Source organism: Pseudoalteromonas shioyasakiensis (assembly GCF_001550135.1).
Taxonomy (GTDB): domain Bacteria; phylum Pseudomonadota; class Gammaproteobacteria; order Enterobacterales; family Alteromonadaceae; genus Pseudoalteromonas; species Pseudoalteromonas shioyasakiensis.
The window spans coordinates 81,565-98,059 of record NZ_LRUE01000016.1; the positions used below are offsets into that span (position 1 = coordinate 81,565).

A 16,495-nucleotide genomic window follows, 5' to 3' on the forward strand; every position below is an offset into this window, starting at 1 on the left:
GCTCTCACTCTATCATGCTAATCATGAAAAAGCGCAACTGCTTTAATTAAAATGCTAAAAAAGGAAGCATCCATTGCTTCCTTTTTAAATTTTTATCGTTCGCGTACTAAACGGAAACCGATATAGTTTGCACGAAAATCTGGCGCTAAGATTAAGCGCGTTGATACGCGTGCTAGGCTAGGAGCAAAATTCCATGCACCGCCTCGAACAGCCACATCAGACTGTCCTGACTTTTTGTTTGTCCATTCCCACACATTACCTACTGTATCGTATAGGCCAAATGCGTTAGGAGAAAACGACCCTGTTGGTGCAGCGCTCTTGTTTGACCATTCGCTACCACACCAGCCACAGTTCGCTAAATTTTTACCAATTTCGTTACCCCAAGGGTATTCAGTTTCTTTACCTGCACGTGCAGCGTATTCCCACTCAACCTCATTTGGTAAACGAAACAGCTGGCCTGTTTGACCCGATAACCAATCAGCATACGCTTTGGCATCGTTATAAGTTAAACACACCGCCGGAAAATCACTTTCTTGATCAAAGCCTGGGTTGCGCCAGTTTAAGGTTGCTTCCCACACTGGTTCGCCATTTAAGTAATACGCACAGCCGCGATCTTTTTCTGCTTCTGTTTTATAGCCGGTATTCGCAACGAATTGCTCATACTCACCAACGCTTACTTCTTTGCTTTGCATTGCAAATGAGTTAGCAATGGTTTTTTCTACCACTGGGCGCTCATTCGCTAACCCATTGCCGTTAATGTCACCCATCTTAAATTTACCAGCGGGAATAACTACAATGCTGGCAGAACTGGTTTTATTAACAATACTTGCAACAGGTGCTGTTACAGGTTGCTCTGGTGCCGCAGTCACTTCAGCAACAACAGGCTCTGGCACTTTAACTAGGTTTGCATTAATGGTTTGTGCTTTACGCAGATCAATTCGCGCTTTATAGCTTTTGTAGCCACGTTTGCGAATTTCAATATCATGAAAACCTTTTGGTAATGATGTCGTTAACCTAGTTGCACCATAGCTAACACCATCAATAAACACTTCGTCGTCATAAACATTTGAACGCAGTGTTAATTCAACCATTTTAGATTTTTTTAGATCAGGTAATGGTTCAACCTTTATTGGCTTTTTTACAGAATAATCGCTTACTGGTTGCTCACTCATACGTGAAACCGATACCACCTGCCCATTATCCTGAGAGTCACTGAATGTTAACTGACTATCTGAATAGGTAGTGCCGTAGCTTGGCTGAAAGTTACCAGCCAGTGGCGTGCCATAGTCAGCACAAAAACGATTATCTAAGTTAAGTAAGCTACATAAACGGCTGCTGTTTACATCACCGCGCATCGTCACACTTAAGTTAACGTTGTAGTTACCTTGACCACTGAACGCGCTGTTCACGACATGGCTACTTAAAATCTTAACTTGTGCACCGGCAAGGTTACGTTTTGGCTCAACTAAACGCTCTTCAGTTAAGTTAGCAAAAATCTGGTCTACAAAACGTTTAGTGGCTTTTTGTAAGCCCATTTGTTGGCCACGTTGTTCACAGGCAGCAAGTGTTTCGGTGCGCTTACAGTTAATCGTGTGATTAACCTCTAATGTGCCTTCACGAGTGAATTCGTTACGTAAACGCTCAACACGTGCCGTTGCTAACTGCTCTTTTAAACTTTCTAAGGTGTTTAACTGGGTGTGCTTTGATACACGAATTTGCTCAATGTCTTTTCTATGTGAAGCAATTGCCGCCAATTGCATCGAAATATCATCTTTGTTTTGTTTGTGATCAACCACAGCTTTTTGATAGCGCGACTGCGCATTGCTGATATCAAGAGTTGGGTCATCAATAAGTCGGCGGTACATCTCGTTCATTGCATCTAGCGCTTGGTTTTTTTCTTTATCTAGCTCAGTTGAGCGGGCGCGCAATAATTCGAGTTGTTTTTGTAACTGACTTTCTTCTTTTAGGTGTTTTTCGAGGATTAAGGTCGAGTTATCGTATTCGGCTTGTTTTTTACTGATCTCTGATTCAATGCCAGTTACCGTAGCAGTATCTTGTGCAAATGCACTAGTTGCTAGCAAACTAACTGAAATTAACAGAGATAAAGGAGCAATTCGCATATATTCCATTCCCAAAAAGCGGCAATTATTTGGTCATTATTATTTTTTTATAATTAAACTCTTATGCTATGTACTTGCAAGGCAAAACACAAGCTTTGTTCAATTATTATCTGAGTTTACATCTATTACCTTAGTTGATGCCAGTAAATAACAAAATCATTTGAGTTTAATTGACTAATTTCTATCTGTAAGACGACTTTGCTACAATAAGACGTGTTTTTTTACGAAAATTAATGCCGTGAATAGTTCTTTTGAATCACCAGTACAAACAATTCATCACCCCTTATTAGCTGCACGTAAAATTCAGCTGAGCATCAAGCGAGATGATCTTATTCATCCGCAAATTAGTGGCAACAAATGGCGTAAGCTAAAGTTTAACTTAGATGTTATGCAGCAACAGGGTAAATCTGAACTACTCACTTTTGGTGGCGCGTTTTCAAATCATATTCATGCCACGGCAACTGCAGGTAAACTATTTGGCTTTAAAACCCACGGTATTATTCGCGGCCCTGAGCTAGACGAAGCAAATCCAACACTCAACTACGCAAAGCAATGCGGTATGAGCTTACACCCAGTAAATCGAATTACTTACCGCTTAAGGCACGACCAAACGTATTTAGCACAGTTACAAGCGCAGTTTCCGAATGCCTACATATTGCCAGAAGGCGGCACTAACACAGCCGCACTTTTAGGCTGTAAAGAATTAGCGCAAAGCCTACCAAGCTCTGATGTGATTGTTTGCCCAACTGGTAGTGGCGGCACACTAGCAGGTTTAATCGAAGGTGCACCACAACACACAAAGCTGTTAGGTGTCGCAGTACTAAAGCAAGCGCACTACTTAATTGATGAGATAAAGCAGCTAAGTAATAAAGCAAATCAGCAACAAAACTGGCAGCTGCTTTGCGACTTTCATGATGGTGGTTACGGAAAGTTTAGCGATGACTTGTGGCAATTTTGCCAAACCTTTAGTGAGCAGCACGTAATCCCGCTTGAGCCAATCTACAGCGGCAAAATGCTCTATGCCGTTTGGCAATTAATAGAGCAAGGTTACTTTAGTCAAGGAACGCATATCATTGCAGTTCATACTGGTGGGCTACAAGGTTTAGACGGCCTTAAGTACCGAGGGCTAATTGACTAGCTGTAAGGTGTAATATCCGCCAGTTTTTGCAATGGCTCAGCAAAGTAAAAGCCTTGAGCCGCAATGATCCCTAGGTTTTTTAAGGTCGCAAGTTCGTTCTGTGTTTCTACTCCAACCGCATAAACAGGAAAGTTTAGCTCAGTACCCTTAGAAATTATTTGCTTTACAATTTTTTGCTGTTGGGTGTTGGTATCTATATTGTGTATCAGTTCAAATGCTAACTTAATACTGCATACATTTTTGATATTTCTATAAGTTGCTATATGTTCTGCGCTACGCACGTTATCAATAACAATACCAGCAGACAGTTTCTCTAAACATTCAAACTGTTCACTGAGCTTTTTATGCTGTTTTAGATAATCGTCTTCGCTTAGTTCAAATTGCAATTTGTCTGCGCTATTAAACCCTTCCATTTGCTGTTTAAACCACAGCCAAAACTCGTCATTAAACCAGTTCATTGCGTGTAAGTTTATACTCACCGTTAATGAGCCCGTTTCGTTCAGCAGCATTTTCTTCACTTGAGAAATCACAGTTTGGTCCAATAACAAGACATCTTTTTTACTACTCATGTGAGGAATAAAATGCCGAGCCGCAAGCAAGCCTAAACTCTTGTGGCGAATACGGATCAACGCCTCATGCTGTAAAATATCGCCTGTTTGTAAGTCGAACAGAGGCTGAAAAAACAACATAAAATGTTTTTTCTTTATGTACTCAAATAGGTGTTCTTTACTATCAGCAAGCATGCTTGACTGGGTATGGCCAAAGGGTAAGCGATGAATGTGCTGCCAAGCACTTTGTTTCGCCAGCGCTAATGCTGATTTAGTAAGCTGATAAACCACAGCCTGATCAGCCCCTGTGCGGTAATTACACACACCAATTTTTATATCTGCACGAGACAAGTCACTACGATAATTTAAACAAGCTTGATATATAACCTGATGTAATCGCTTAGTGTATTTATCAACTTCGGTGGCAGGCACACTGTTTAAGGTCATGGCAATACCACCCGATGGCAATAATTTCACAGAGCGATTTACAAGTTCACCAAATCCTTTTGCTATGACTAACTTAAAGTAATTATCAACGTCGAGGTTAGCAGGGAAAGGGTTCTTCCAAAAGAATAGCGCAAACAAATGGTTATAGTTTGTTGGTACACCATACAAAATATTTAAATCCTGATGACCTAATGGTTTAGGTGATGCAACTTTCTTGGCTGTAACCTGAGTGCTTAATTGTTCAAATGGTTTGCTCAGCGGTTTTTCTGTAATTGCTAATTGCTTGAACATTTTTTTCCACCAGCGGAAGCCCCAATACCCAGTGCCAAGCAATATTAAATTTAGGAAAATAAATAAGTGACTTTCGACCAGCCAAGAAGGCCAATGAAATAAACGCAAATTAACCGTTTTATAGCTAAATACCTCTTGCTCTAAGTCGATAAAGTTTGCAAAGTTATGTGGTACATCACTAGCGCTCATTGCAAAGCCTTGGCTTTTAACTAAGGTAGCAATAATATCTTGCGAGGCAATCGGGTCGAGGTTTAATTCATACACTTGTTTGGCAAGCTCTGTACCCGTGCGATGAACTTTGTCGTGCAACACATCACTTAAGAAAATATTAAAAACAACTAATAGCAAAAAAGCGGCCGCCACATAGATGACCACCGGTTGCTTTATTTGTGAAGCTAAGTCTCGTTTCATTTCACAGGTTAGTTGCTTAAACATATACAAAGTGTTGTTCAAGAACCCTATAAATACAAGGCTACAGGGCGATTTAAAGCAATATCAGAAATATCCTAGAACCAGCGCTGTCAAAAGTTTTGTAATTTTAAACACCTAGCAAAAACAGTTAATGAGAATTATTTTGTAACCGACAAACTGCTACTTAAAGAGTAGTAAGAAAGTTTGCAGTGCTAAAGCTTCTCCAAAATCAACGCAGTTGCTAATCAACTTTAAACACATTTAGGGCATCGGATGTTCTTTGCTGTGCATTTTCTAAATCTGTAATTAACTTCTCAAGTAACGCTAATTCGTTTTGAACATCATGCATGTTTGAAGTGATATTTTGACTTGCTTTGCTCGCTTCTTCAGCAAGCTGACTTTGCGATTCAATCGCATCGGATACCGTATTTGTTTGACTGCTCACATCAGCAATATTCGCTGTTAACGTATCTATATTCGTTAACGCTTGTTCACTGTTATCACTAACCATTTGCGTTGAGTCAGAGGTATTTTCCATATACACCTGCAACTGCTGAACCTGCTGTTTTATATCATCTAGTACTGAAGATATTTCAGATGTAGAGTCTTGGCTACGTGTAGCTAAACCACGAACCTCATCGGCTACAACAGCAAAGCCACGGCCTTGCTCCCCTGCCCGAGCAGCTTCTATTGCCGCATTCAATGCAAGTAAATTCGTTTGCTCTGCAATGCTCGAAATCGTATCGAGTACAGATTGAATACTGTTTGTTTTAGCACTTAGGGCATCTGATTGTTCATGGGCTTGCTGTATTAACTCTGACAACGAGCTAATACTTGCTTTATTCCTACCAATAATTTGTTTAGTACTTGCAGATAGATCATTCGCCTTTATCGTATTTTTAGAGCTCTCTTCTGCAGATACTGCTATTTGCTCTATCTGGCTATATAGCCTAGTGAAGTTGTCATGCAATGTTGCGGTCGTTGAATTAATATTTTCAACACGCTCAGATAGCTCTTTTGCAAATGTGATCAATGATTGAACACTGGATTCGCTGGTGTTATTTGCTTGCTGAACTTGCCTAATTAAATCGGTAAGCGCATCGACGAGCTCATCAACGCTTCTGGAGATTGCACCAATTTCATCACTCGAATTATCGTTAATTCTCACCGCTAAATCATGGCTGGTAGCAATAGTGCTAATCACATCTCTAACCCTAGTTACTTTTCTCGCCAGCGACTTAATAACGAATAACCCAAAAGCAAAGAACAAACCTATAAGAATAATGGCAAAGCCACTAGTGGCATAAACCTTAGTATTTGCACTACTACGACTTTGCTCAATCAGCGACTCTAAAGCTTGCTGCTTATTTAGAATATGCTTACGGACCTTACCTATTAACTCAGTGGAGTGAGCAAACCAATCTGATGGTGTTGGGTAACTTAAAGATAACTCACCATTTTCTTGATTAAGCTTTTCAACAATGCTCTTTACATCTTGGTAAGTTTGCGAGTTGGTCAATTCTGCTAACCACTTTTTATCAGCATCACCTGTGAGTGTTAAAGATAGCAAAAACAAGGTTTCTTCAATATTGTGAAAATAGCTACTGACTAAGACTTGATTACTCTCAGAAATAAACTTGGAAGATAAGACACCATTCACTTTACCTCGCACTTGCCCAAGCCTCTCCTTCAATAAAGACATTTCGACTATTGCAAGACCAGAGGCGATTGCCTCACTTTGTTTGACCTGTGAGACTCGTCTGTTGGCAACATCGAGCATAAACTTATTTGAATCAGAATAGACCACAAACGCTTGTTTACCTTGCTTCTTGTCGACACTTTCTCTCAGCTCAGTGATTTTCTTATGTTTTGCTAATACCGCATTGAATAGTGTTGATGAAACCTTATGCTGCTGAGTGTAACGGGCAAATTTATCAAATGCTTTATCGACCACTACACGCTGCTGTGCAACACGCTCTTTATTTTGACTATAACCAGAGCCAATTAGGCCTGCCGTTAAGCCTCTTTCAACAGCCGTTTCGTGAGCTATCTCATCAATCATTAAAGCTTCACGTATATATACAGCATCTTTCTCAACTGTGCTTTTTCTAACAAGCGACTCATTGATAACAGTATAAGACGCTGCAAACATCACAACCAAAGCAAAAGCGATAACCGCTGCAAGCGCCTGTTGAAAACTAATCTTCCTTAAAAGCTGCATAGTTAATAATAAAGTTGTGGAATTAAGGTTCTATAAACTTAGACCAGGTTTTGAATATAGCCAATTCGGCCTATCAAATTGCTTTTATACCAATCCGCTTAATTAAGTAGTCTATTTTGAGGCAATAAAACCTCGTTGATAACAAGGCAAAAACTTCGTTATTTAGTTGTTCTAAATGAGAAATTTTTAACGCAGTTAGCGACAGGTTTAATCCCTCAAAATGATTAAGTATTATTGCGGGTTGGTATTAGGTTAAGCATTAACTCTCGCACATAAAAAAGCCCCGCTTATGCGGGGCTTCTTAAAAACTAATTACATAGTTTTGCTATATCAGCAATTAGAACGGAATATCGTCATCAAAGTCGATTGGTGGTTCCATTGGGTTTGATGCGCCGCCTTGTGGTGCATTTTGTGGTTTAGGAGCAAAACCGCCTTGTTGAGGTGCGCTGCTTTGCTGCTGACCATAACCGCCACCATATTGGTTATTACTTTGTTGTTGTGGTGCAGATTGCTGTTGTGGACGCTGTTGCTGCTGTGCTGGCGCAGACTGTTGCTGTGGAGCATAGCTATTATTACTTTGTGATTGCTGTGCACCACCGCCGTAACCGCCACCTTGTTGTTGACCACCTTGGTAACCGCCTTGTGATTGACCACCTTGATAGCCACCACCTTGCTGCTCACCACGACCGCCTAACATTTGCATTTGACCGCCCATGTCTACCACGATTTCTGTGGTGTATTTTTCTTGGCCTGATTGATCAGTCCATTTACGCGTTTGTAAACGACCTTCAATGTATACTTGTGAACCTTTACGAAGATACTCACCAGCAACTTCTGCTAGTTTGCCAAATAACACAACACGGTGCCATTCAGTACGCTCTTGCATTTGCCCTGTGTTTTTATCTTTCCAGCTATCTGTCGTAGCAATGCTGATATTCGCTACGCCATTGCCATTAGGCATATAACGTACTTCTGGATCTTGGCCTAAATTACCAACCAAGATAACTTTGTTCACACCGCGTGCCATGGAACTTCTCCTATAAAACGTTAGATTAAACCAGCCACTTTGCGTGCTTGGTCTAGGTCAAATTCTTTATCATTAATCTTTAAATAGCTGCGATTTTCATCACAGACAACCGTTGCTTCAATTACGCCCGGTAAAGCAACAAGACGAGAAGCAAGCGCTTGTGCCTGCTGCTCTGAACTTAATTCAGTCATTAAGCTAATTATTTTACTTCTTGGTGGGACTTGCATATTCCAAGCAAGGATAAGCCATATTACCCCAACAAGTGCCGCCGCCGCAAACACTGCTTGCGCACTTAATGCTTGAGCAACGTAACCCCCTAATAAACCACCTAAAAAGGCACCAAAAAACTGCGTAGATGAAAATACTCCCATCGCAGAACCTTTCTGGTTTGCAGGGGCAATACGCGAAACAAGTGCAGGCATGGTTGCTTCTAAAAAGTTAAAAGCAATAAAGTAAACCAACATACAAATACCGATGCCAATCACCGAATCAACCCATAACGACATCGCGAGCATACTTAAAACAAGCAGCGCGATTGAGCCAATAAAGGCTTGTTTTTCTTTTTCTTTACGAATAGCCACAATCATCATTGGTGCCATCAAGAAAAACGCTAAAAACAGTACAGGGATATATAAATACCAATGGTGGTCTGCGACTAAGCCATCTTTTATCAGCTGGCCCGGTAAGGCTACAAATACGGTAGTTAATGTAAGATGAAGCAGCATCACACCAAAATCAAGGCGTGCTAATTGTGGATGTTTAATTAGTTGCTTAATATCATCAAGGGTAGCAAGTGTGTCACCTTTTGGCGCCTTATTGACAGCATTTGGCACTAAAAACAACACAATTAAAATACCTAAAATGGCCAGTCCTGCAGTAAGCCAAAATACTCCAGCAACTCCCCACGATGCAGCAACAATTGGCCCTAGTAGCATAGCAATGGCAAAGCTCATACCAATACACATACCAATAACGGCCATAACTTTCGGACGCTGTTCATCACGGCTTAAATCAGAAGCAAGCGCCAATAAGGCACTGGCAATTGCCCCCATGCCTTGTAGTGCACGCCCTAGCGTAACCATTTGCACAGACTCAGCGGTTGCCGCAATAACAGAGCCAAGTGCAAACACACAAAGGCCACCAATAATCACTTTTTTACGACCAATTTTATCAGACAACCAACCCATAGGAATTTGCAGCACGGCTTGCGTTAAACCATAAGCACCAATAGCAAAGCCAATCCAAAGCGGCGAAAACCCTTCTAATTGCTGACCATAAATCGCCAATACTGGCATCAGCATAAATAGGCCAAGCATACGGAATGCAAAGACGCTCGCCAACGAAACGGCAGCGCGTTTTTCTCGAGAGTTGAGTGAAGATGCTGTCATGAATTACTGATCTTGCTGTCTATTAAAATTTGAGCGTGGATTCTACCACAAGCGAAAACTAAATAATCACCTGTAAGTGATGATTTTTTCTTTGATCAAGGATTAATCTTATCGCGTATTATGAGATACTGAAAAAATAATTAGGTAATAAAACGAGATAGCATGGAAAACATTGAAGTCCGAGGCGCCCGTACGCACAATTTAAAAGACATCAGCCTAACCATTCCCCGTGATAAGCTGATAGTTATCACTGGCCTATCTGGTTCAGGGAAATCGTCTTTAGCGTTTGATACTTTGTATGCAGAAGGGCAACGTCGTTATGTTGAATCACTGTCAGCGTATGCAAGACAGTTCTTATCGCTAATGGAAAAACCCGATGTTGATCACATCGAAGGTTTATCGCCAGCTATCTCTATCGAACAAAAATCAACGTCACATAACCCGCGTTCAACGGTCGGTACTATTACCGAGATTTACGATTACCTTCGTTTATTATTTGCCCGTGTAGGTGAGCCACGCTGCCCTACTCACGACTTGCCACTTGCCGCACAAACTATCAGCCAAATGGTCGATACGGTTTTAGCTCTGCCAGAAGGTAGTAAGCTAATGCTATTAGCACCAGTGGTAAAAGATCGTAAAGGTGAGCACGTTAAGCTGCTTGAGCAACTCGCAAGCCAAGGTTTTATTCGCGCCCGTATCGATGGCGAAGTCTGTGACTTATCAGATCCACCGACCCTTGAGCTTCATAAAAAGCATACTATCGAGGTTGTCGTTGACCGCTTTAAAGTAAAAGATGGTCAGCAACAGCGTTTAGCTGAATCATTCGAAACGGCACTTGAGCTATCAAGTGGTATTGCCCATGTAGCGGCAATGGACGATTCACTCAGCGAAGACATGCTGTTTTCTGCTAATTTTGCCTGCCCAACGTGTGGCTATGCCATGAGTGAACTTGAGCCGCGTTTATTCTCGTTTAACAACCCTGCGGGTGCGTGTCAAAGCTGTGATGGTTTAGGTGTGCGTCAGTATTTTGATCCAAACCGTGTTGTGCAAAACCCTGAGCTAAGCTTATCGGGCGGTGCAATTAAAGGCTGGGACAAACGCAGCTTTTATTACTTCCAAATGCTGCAAGCAGTCGCAGAACATTATAAGTTTGACCTAGAAGTGCCTTTCCAAGAGCTTGGAAAAGATGCGCAAAAGGTGATTCTTGAAGGTTCTGGCAAGACTAAAATTGCCTTTAACTATCGTAACGACCGTGGCGATTTAATTACGCGTAACCATGAGTTTGAAGGCGTTTTAAATAATATGAATCGCCGCTACCGTGAAACCGAGTCAAACTCAGTTCGCGAAGAGCTTGCTAAATACCAAACAAGCCAAGCGTGTCCGAGCTGTCATGGCTCTCGATTACGCGAAGAAGCTCGTCACGTATTTATTGGCCAAACAAACCTGCCAGCTATCACCACAATGAGTATTGGTGAAAGCATGGCATTTTTTGATGGTTTGAATCTAACTGGTCAGCGCGCCCAAATTGCCGAAAAAATCCTCAAAGAAATTCGTGACCGTTTATCTTTCTTAATTAATGTAGGCCTTAATTATTTATCACTTGAGCGAAGTGCCGATACCCTGTCGGGTGGTGAAGCGCAGCGTATTCGTTTAGCGAGTCAAATCGGTGCAGGTCTTGTTGGTGTTATGTACGTATTGGATGAACCATCAATTGGTTTGCACCAACGCGATAACGACCGCCTACTAAAAACCCTTATTCACTTACGCGATTTAGGCAACACGGTCATTGTGGTTGAGCATGACGAAGATGCTATTCGCGCTGCGGATCATATTATCGATATCGGCCCGGGTGCCGGTGTTCATGGCGGCCATGTTATTGCACAAGGTACCCATGACGATATTCTAGCCAGTAAAGATTCAATCACGGGTCAGTACCTCTCTGGTGAGAAGAAAATTGAAGTGCCGGAGGCTCGCCATCAAACCAACGACAAATGGCTTGAGTTATTTGGTGCCACAGGTAACAACTTAAAGAACGTTGATTTACGCATTCCATTTGGCTTAATGACCTGTATCACCGGTGTGTCAGGCTCAGGTAAATCGACACTTATCAACGACACTTTATTTAAACTGGCTCATACCGAGTTAAATGGCGCAACGACCGCAGAAGCGGCACCGTATAAGTCAATCAAGGGTCTAGATCATTTTGATAAAGTGATTGATATTGACCAAAGCCCTATTGGCCGTACTCCGCGTTCAAATCCTGCAACTTACACCGGTATTTTTACCGGTATTCGTGAGCTATTTGCGGGTACTCAAGAAGCCCGTTCACGTGGCTATAAGGTCGGTCGTTTTAGCTTTAACGTTAAAGGTGGTCGCTGTGAGGCCTGCCAAGGTGATGGCGTGATCAAGGTAGAAATGCACTTTTTACCTGATGTATATGTACCTTGTGATGTATGTAAAGGTCAGCGCTACAACCGTGAAACCCTTGAAGTACAGTACAAAGGTAAAAACATTCACCAAGTACTCGAAATGACCGTAGAAGATGCCCGTGACTACTTTGATAAAATTCCGGCTATTGCACGTAAACTGCAAACCTTAATGGATGTAGGCTTGTCGTATATTCGCTTAGGTCAAGCTGCTACGACTCTCTCCGGTGGTGAAGCGCAGCGTGTGAAACTGGCTCGTGAACTTTCAAAACGCGATACCGGTAAAACCTTATATATCCTTGATGAACCAACTACGGGTTTACACTTTGCTGATATTCAGCAATTATTAGTAGTACTCCACCGCTTACGCGATCACGGTAATACCATTGTTGTTATTGAGCATAACCTTGATGTGATTAAAACTGCTGACTGGATTGTCGACTTAGGCCCAGAAGGTGGCTCTGGCGGTGGTGAAATTTTAATTTCTGGTACACCTGAAGACGTTGCCGAGTGTGAGCGTTCACACACAGGAAGGTACTTAAAACCACTACTATAAAAAGGATATTGCGTGCGTAGGTATTTAAAAATTGCAAAATGGCGCGCTAATAAACAGTTTCAACAACAGCAACGTAGCTGGCAGCCTCATAAAACGAGGCTGGTTGAACGATTACAAGCCATTTGGTTTAACTTAAGTACCGCACAAAAGCTCTATCTTTTAGCATTAAGCAGCCTGATTGTTCTGCAATCGGGCTGGTTAAGTGCCACCATCACCATTATTGCGCTTGTTATTGAATTTTGGCCCAAGTTTAACCAACTTTGGCACTCTCTTGCCGGCAAAGCACTGATTTTAATCTTCTATGCCAGTATCGCTAATTTTGTATTAGCTGGTGCGAGCGGCATAGTTAATGATGTAACTCATGTATCAGCTAGTCACTTTAATTACACCCATAACTTTGCCACCCTGTTATATTTACCACCTTGGGCAATGGGAATAACCCTAGGTACTTTATTGTTATTTCAACTTTTTTTACCCTTCTATATCTTTGTTTTATTGCTAATAAAGCCATTTGGCTCTGAGCGAGTTAAGTTTATTAGTCAAAGCTATTCACCACTGTTGACTGCCATCGTGCGCTTTGTTTTAGCGTCAGTGGTCTTTATTAACCTAATTTCGTTCCTTGATGATAAGCCACCTGAAGAAGTACTCGATAATATGGTTAGCACCTTTTTAGATAGCAAAGTTATTGCTAAAGAATCAGGTGAAGAGCAGCAAAAAGCAGTCGAACAACTCGGTGAAAAACTCGAACAACAACTTCCTGAAAGTACACAAAACTCAACCCCTAACCAAGACGTCAATATAGAAGGTGACAGTGAAACCGCCGAAAACCTTCGTCAGTTTCTAGATACCAAAGGTTACTTTGAGCGTAGCAAACGTTTAATTGCGATGTTTGCTTACAGCTTTGAAGCCGATAGCTATTCACGCTGTTTAAAAGCAGAAAACAGTAAAGCCGTTGAGCTGAATGATTACGAAATAGTGCAAGTAACCCCTGATCACCATGCTGAGTATGGCTATCGATTTGAAGTCATTGCTTGTGACTCGCCAGGCGTTACCCCTGTAGAAAAATAGCGCAGCAATCAATATTACTCGCTTGGCTTACTGCGTTTCTCTCTTATGAAATGAAATATCGAAAGCCCAATAAAACCAAAGCAAACTAAGGCGATTACTAAATTAGGTATAAAAATAAGTAACATAGTAGCATCATAGCCGATCTTTGCGAATGCAGCACAAAGGCTACCAATGATAAGCTCAGTTAAGATTAGCTCCCATTCTAATGAGCTATTCGCAGCTACAGTTTTAGCCGCATAATGTTTTACTTTAAAACCCATATCAAAACCTCCAAGCTCCTATTTGCTTCATTCAAATTATCATCAATAGGCAAAAACACAAAAATAAAATGATTTAAAACCTTATTTCCCCTCATAAGAGTCACACCTAAACCATTGAAAATATTTAAGTTAATATTTTAAAACCTTATATATAAATCGCTTAGAACTAGATAAGCGACTCAAGCAACTTTCCTCGCTATTGTAGTTTCCATCAACGGGCCACCAACCAACTTTGCTTCGCTGATAAAACTAATCAACCAATTAAGAGAATAAAGTTATGAGCAACTCAGCTTTAAAAATAGTGTCGATACTCGCAGTAAGCACGCTTGTTGTTACACTGCCAAACCCCTTATTTAATAGCCAAGATACTCAAAAATTAGAACAACATCTTGAGATATCTATCGAGGTTTCTATCGAGCAAATGAACAAAAAAGTTGACCATCAAATTGAGTTAAAACTCAACAAGTAATGCCCTGCTTGCCCAGAACATTGGGCAAGCTTTTTCAATTAACAGGCTAAAAGAATGAAACAACTAACTCAATTACTGCTCTCAACAATTGCTGCATCATGCTTGTTAACAACGAGTATTTGTAATGCAAAAAGTGCCGTTTGGCAGGTAAGTAAAGGTGATGAATTTATATACATTGCGGGGTCAATTCATGTTTTACCGCCCAAGGAACTACCGCTACCGGCTGAATTTAATCAAGCATATAAACAAGCCGATACCCTAGTACTTGAAGCCGATATGCCAGCGCCAAGTAATAGCTCAGCACAACTTACTATGCTTAAAGCACTGAGTTACGAAACCGGTGAAACATTAAGTAGTAAGCTCTCTGCAACAGTAAAAAAACAATTAGAAGCACAGCTTACTCAATACGATATGCAACTTAGCGAACTCGACAGCTTTCGCCCTTTTATGGTGAGCTTGCTGATGATGTCGCTAGAACTACAAAAGCAACAGCTTTTCGGTGAAGGTGTTGATAGCTATTTCGCAAAGCGAGCCAAACAAGACAGCAAAGAATTAGCTTTCCTCGAAACCTTGGCATTTCAATTACACCTTTTTAAGCAATTAGGCAGCCAAGACGAAGATGCCTTTATTCAGTCACAGTTAGCTCAAGTATCAAGTTACCAAGCGCTTTACAGTGCAATGCTTGATGCATGGCGCAATGGCGATATGCACGCAATGAATGAGCTAACTATCATGCCATTAAAACAACATGATCCCCTCACCTACCAAATACTCATTAAGCAACGTAATTTGAATTGGCTTAATCATATTGAGGATTACTTTACTGATCAGCAAAAAGAGTTGGTACTTGTTGGCGCTGCTCATTTGGCCGGTGAAGATAGCCTATTAGCCTTGTTAGAAAGTAAAGGCTACGTGATTGCACAGTTGAGCGCTGATGAGGAGTAAAAAAATGGAAAAAACAGACAAAACCGCTGCCGCACTTATCTGCTTGTTTACTGTTTTAATTGTGCTGAGTTTTTAATAAAAAAATACCGCTTTATAGCGGTATTTTTTATTTCAATAATTTGTGCAAGCTTACGGGCGAGGAATAAAACCTACCGCATCGTAGACTGCTTTTAATGTTTTTTCAGCGCGAATACTCGCCTTTTCAGCACCTGACTTCATAATGCTATCAAGTAGTGACTGATCTTCGCGAATTTCTTTAAAGCGCGCTTGGATTGGCTCAATCATATTAACGACCGCTGCTGCAGTGTCTTTTTTCAGGTGACCATACATTTTGTCTTCATATTCAGGCACTAAGTCTTCAATTGAGCGCTTAGTTGCGACTGATAATAAAGTAAGTAGGTTTGATACACCTGGTTTTTCTTCACGATCAAAGTAGATACGAGCTTGCTCGTCTGAATCGGTTACTGCTTTCTTCAGTTTCTTTTCAATCTTCTTCGGCTCATCTAATAACATGATGTAACCGTTTGGATTTTCATCTGATTTAGACATTTTCTTGAGCGGATCTTGTAAGCTCATTACACGCGCGCCAAACTCAGGAATGTAAGGCTCAGGTAATTTGAACACGTCACCGTATAGGTTGTTAAAACGTGTTGCGATATCACGTGTCAATTCAAGGTGTTGCTTTTGATCTTCACCCACTGGCACTTGATCTGCTTGGTATAACAAGATGTCTGCAGCTTGCAGTACAGGGTAAGAGAACAAGCCCACATTAACGTTATTCGCATGCTTAGAAGACTTATCTTTAAACTGCGTCATACGGTTAAGCTCACCCATTTGCGCGTAACAGTTTAAAACCCAACTAAGCTGTGCATGTTCTGGCACTTGAGATTGTACAAATAACGCCGCTTTTTCTGGGTCGATACCACATGCAGCATAAAGCGCAATACCGTCAAGCACGCGCGAGCGTAGCTGCTCAGGATCTTGGCGTACAGTAATGGCGTGTAAATCTACTAACATAAAGAAACTTTCGTGGTCTTCCTGTAGCTTAAGCCACTGGTTAATAGCGCCAACATAGTTGCCTATTGTCATACCACCGGTTGGCTGAATGCCACTTAACACTACTGGTTTACTCATGATGTTCCTTTATATTTTTACTAAACTAAAAAGACGAAATTAAAAT

At 41.2% G+C, this 16,495-nt stretch carries 12 protein-coding genes; 5 read left to right on the forward strand and 7 right to left on the reverse strand.

The features are described 5' to 3' along the window. Positions 1 to 92 precede the first annotated feature (92 nt). Positions 93 to 2,120, reverse strand: a complete 2,028-nt coding sequence (locus PASHI_RS13255; protein ID WP_054563353.1) for an SUMF1/EgtB/PvdO family nonheme iron enzyme — start codon at positions 2,118 to 2,120, stop codon at positions 93 to 95. Positions 2,121 to 2,358: 238 nt separating this feature from the next. Between PASHI_RS13255 and PASHI_RS13260 the strand changes: the two genes are divergently transcribed. Beyond that, the gene (locus tag PASHI_RS13260; protein WP_062565989.1) at positions 2,359 to 3,258 is read left to right on the forward strand and encodes a 1-aminocyclopropane-1-carboxylate deaminase/D-cysteine desulfhydrase; all 900 of its coding nucleotides are present in this window, start codon (positions 2,359 to 2,361) and stop codon (positions 3,256 to 3,258) included. Here the strand turns inward: PASHI_RS13260 and PASHI_RS13265 are convergent. From PASHI_RS13265 to PASHI_RS13280, 4 genes are all read right to left on the reverse strand, one after another. Further along, positions 3,255 to 4,979 carry an EAL domain-containing protein gene (locus tag PASHI_RS13265; protein WP_062565990.1) on the reverse strand — a complete coding sequence of 575 codons (1,725 nt, stop codon included), beginning with the start codon at positions 4,977 to 4,979 and terminating at the stop codon, positions 3,255 to 3,257. The genes PASHI_RS13260 and PASHI_RS13265 overlap by 4 nt on opposite strands. A gap of 217 nt (positions 4,980 to 5,196) precedes the next feature. Then, positions 5,197 to 7,176 carry a methyl-accepting chemotaxis protein gene (locus PASHI_RS13270; protein WP_062565991.1) on the reverse strand — a complete coding sequence of 660 codons (1,980 nt, stop codon included), beginning with the start codon at positions 7,174 to 7,176 and terminating at the stop codon, positions 5,197 to 5,199. A gap of 337 nt (positions 7,177 to 7,513) precedes the next feature. After that, complete coding sequence (gene ssb / locus PASHI_RS13275) at positions 7,514 to 8,203, reverse strand: single-stranded DNA-binding protein (protein WP_054563349.1); 690 nt, start codon at positions 8,201 to 8,203, stop codon at positions 7,514 to 7,516. 20 nt (positions 8,204 to 8,223) lie between these two features. Further along, complete coding sequence (locus tag PASHI_RS13280) at positions 8,224 to 9,591, reverse strand: MFS transporter (RefSeq protein ID WP_062565992.1); 1,368 nt, start codon at positions 9,589 to 9,591, stop codon at positions 8,224 to 8,226. A 162-nt stretch (positions 9,592 to 9,753) separates the two neighbouring features. Between PASHI_RS13280 and uvrA the strand changes: the two genes are divergently transcribed. Both uvrA and PASHI_RS13290 read left to right on the forward strand, forming a co-directional pair. Further along, positions 9,754 to 12,573, forward strand: a complete 2,820-nt coding sequence (gene uvrA / locus PASHI_RS13285) for an excinuclease ABC subunit UvrA (RefSeq protein WP_062565993.1) — start codon at positions 9,754 to 9,756, stop codon at positions 12,571 to 12,573. A gap of 12 nt (positions 12,574 to 12,585) precedes the next feature. Then, positions 12,586 to 13,641, forward strand: a complete 1,056-nt coding sequence (locus PASHI_RS13290; RefSeq protein ID WP_062565994.1) for a hypothetical protein — start codon at positions 12,586 to 12,588, stop codon at positions 13,639 to 13,641. A 14-nt stretch (positions 13,642 to 13,655) separates the two neighbouring features. Here the strand turns inward: PASHI_RS13290 and PASHI_RS13295 are convergent, their stop codons facing one another. After that, on the reverse strand, positions 13,656 to 13,901 hold the full coding sequence (locus tag PASHI_RS13295) for a hypothetical protein (protein WP_062565995.1): 246 nt from the start codon (positions 13,899 to 13,901) through the stop codon (positions 13,656 to 13,658). A gap of 277 nt (positions 13,902 to 14,178) precedes the next feature. Here PASHI_RS13295 and PASHI_RS13300 point away from each other — a divergent pair, with 277 nt between their 5' ends. Together PASHI_RS13300 and PASHI_RS13305 are read left to right on the forward strand one after the other, a co-directional pair. After that, positions 14,179 to 14,370: a hypothetical protein gene (locus PASHI_RS13300; RefSeq protein WP_062565996.1), complete on the forward strand. Its 192-nt coding sequence runs from the start codon at positions 14,179 to 14,181 to the stop codon at positions 14,368 to 14,370. Between the two features lie 54 nt (positions 14,371 to 14,424). Continuing rightward, entirely contained in the window at positions 14,425 to 15,315 is an 891-nt protein-coding gene (locus PASHI_RS13305) for a TraB/GumN family protein (RefSeq protein ID WP_062565997.1), read from the forward strand. A gap of 129 nt (positions 15,316 to 15,444) precedes the next feature. Here the strand turns inward: PASHI_RS13305 and trpS are convergent, their stop codons facing one another. After that, positions 15,445 to 16,449, reverse strand: coding sequence for a tryptophan--tRNA ligase (gene trpS / locus PASHI_RS13310; protein ID WP_054552798.1), 1,005 nt, complete (start codon positions 16,447 to 16,449; stop codon positions 15,445 to 15,447). Positions 16,450 to 16,495 lie beyond the last annotated feature (46 nt).

Excerpts from the sequence above, each read along its gene's own strand:
- PASHI_RS13265 (WP_062565990.1), bottom strand. The coding sequence starts at position 4,979 with ATGTTTAAGCAACTAACCTGTGAAATGAAACGAGACTTAGCTTCACAA.
- trpS (WP_054552798.1), bottom strand. The coding sequence starts at position 16,449 with ATGAGTAAACCAGTAGTGTTAAGTGGCATTCAGCCAACCGGTGGTATG.
- PASHI_RS13270 (WP_062565991.1), bottom strand. The coding sequence starts at position 7,176 with ATGCAGCTTTTAAGGAAGATTAGTTTTCAACAGGCGCTTGCAGCGGTT.
- PASHI_RS13295 (WP_062565995.1), bottom strand. The coding sequence starts at position 13,901 with ATGGGTTTTAAAGTAAAACATTATGCGGCTAAAACTGTAGCTGCGAAT.
- PASHI_RS13280 (WP_062565992.1), bottom strand. The coding sequence starts at position 9,591 with ATGACAGCATCTTCACTCAACTCTCGAGAAAAACGCGCTGCCGTTTCG.
- PASHI_RS13255 (WP_054563353.1), bottom strand. The coding sequence starts at position 2,120 with ATGCGAATTGCTCCTTTATCTCTGTTAATTTCAGTTAGTTTGCTAGCA.
- PASHI_RS13300 (WP_062565996.1), top strand. The coding sequence starts at position 14,179 with ATGAGCAACTCAGCTTTAAAAATAGTGTCGATACTCGCAGTAAGCACG.
- uvrA (WP_062565993.1), top strand. The coding sequence starts at position 9,754 with ATGGAAAACATTGAAGTCCGAGGCGCCCGTACGCACAATTTAAAAGAC.
- PASHI_RS13305 (WP_062565997.1), top strand. The coding sequence starts at position 14,425 with ATGAAACAACTAACTCAATTACTGCTCTCAACAATTGCTGCATCATGC.
- ssb (WP_054563349.1), bottom strand. The coding sequence starts at position 8,203 with ATGGCACGCGGTGTGAACAAAGTTATCTTGGTTGGTAATTTAGGCCAA.